Here is a 1,452-nt window from a genome sequence, read left to right on the forward strand (position 1 = left end):
TCGCCCGGCATGGCGTACTGGACTCGCTGGTAGAAGGGGAACACGGTGGTGTAGCCCGGGACCGGGGCGGGATCGCTGCCGGCCAAGTGCGGGAACACATACATGACCAGGTCGGGATTGGGCAGTCGTTTGAACTGGCTGTGGATCTCGTTGCTGGCCGTGCGGGTGTAGTCGGCCTGGTCATTCGCGGAGGCAGCCTGCTGCGGATCGATTGGGCGCCGCAGCGTTTGCCTGGCATCGAGGAGCAGCTGGCCACGGCTGTTGCCTATCGAGCTGGTCGCACCTCGCTCCCAGACGTCGAGCATGTTGGCCTCGCCGTGGGGCAGCATCTCCTCCTTGCTGGTGGAGCACGCTGCCAGGGTCAGCGCGCAGGCCAGGCCGGCGCAGAGACGAAGAAGGGGGTTAGTCCAAGTCTGCTGTTGCATGAGCGGCTCCAGAGCTGTAATCGACCTTGCGGCCCTTGAGTTCATAGTCGATCGCCAGTTGCTGATCGAGATGCACGGCGACCCGCGCACCTGGCTGCACGTAGACGGCGGCGAAGGCCTCCCCGTACAACTTGTTCATCCACTGCCGGATATCGCCGACGCCGCCGGAGAGGATGCTGTTGAGGGCCGAGTTGCTGTTGGTTCCGGTCGTCCCGAAGCTGGTGCCGTTGCCGCTGAAGACGGTACTGGTGTTGTTCTCGTCGGCGTCCAGGAGCTTGGCGATGCCGGCCCCGGCAGCCGTGAGTAGGCTCTGATTGCCCAGGTACTCCTTGGCATTGGATCGGCGATCACCGGCGATGCAGGGGATGCCGTAGGGGTCGCTGATCCAGCCGAGGCCGCCCTGGATGGTTTTCTGGTCGGCGCTGGCGGTCTGGTTGTTGTTGCTCTGGTTGTCATTCACCTCCTCGGCCGGCGCCGGGAAGGTGCGCACGGTCCCGTCGTTGAACACGAACGTGAGGCTGCGGATCTGCCCACGCACGCAGGAGAGTGTCCAGTCGCCCGAGGCGGTCCCGCTGGCTACCGCGCCGGCCACGTCCGGCAGCTCGATGCCGTTGGCGGTGAGGTTGTCCGGGCCGATGAGGATTTTGAACGGGTAAGGATCATTGACCGTCCCGTCGACCGGCACACGACCGATCAGCGCGGACATGGCCACCGATCCCATGAGCGTCGAGTTCTGCGGCAGCGTGTAGGTCTTGCGGACGAGCTTGCGGTTCTCGAGGTCGGATCGCTGTTGGCCGACGGGGTGCAGCCCGTCATCGATCCGCTCCAGCGCGTTCTGGCCGCGATCGACCGCATTGCCGAAGGAGGTCGGGAAGCTGAATCCGCTCGGTTGGGTGGTGGAGCCGGCGGCCAGCGGCTGGCCATTGGCATCGACCGCGCGGGCGTCCTGGGGCTCGATCCAGACGATATCCGATGAAGACGAGCCCGCTCCCTGAAAGTGCTGGCCATCCTCTGGTCGCACGCCGAA

2 protein-coding genes are annotated in these 1,452 nt (G+C 65.4%); both read right to left on the bottom strand.

Features of this window, described 5'->3' with window-relative positions:
- On the bottom strand, nucleotides 1-425 hold a 425-nt coding region (locus HMPREF2924_RS21270), incomplete at its 3' end, for a TIGR03751 family conjugal transfer lipoprotein (protein ID WP_070700628.1).
- Nucleotides 403-1,452, bottom strand: a 1,050-nt coding sequence (locus tag HMPREF2924_RS21275) for a TIGR03752 family integrating conjugative element protein (protein WP_070700625.1), incomplete at its 5' end; no start/stop codon positions are given. The genes HMPREF2924_RS21275 and HMPREF2924_RS21270, both read right to left, overlap by 23 nt.

Source organism: Pseudomonas sp. HMSC063H08 (assembly GCF_001813645.1).
GTDB classification, from domain to species: domain Bacteria; phylum Pseudomonadota; class Gammaproteobacteria; order Pseudomonadales; family Pseudomonadaceae; genus Pseudomonas; species Pseudomonas aeruginosa.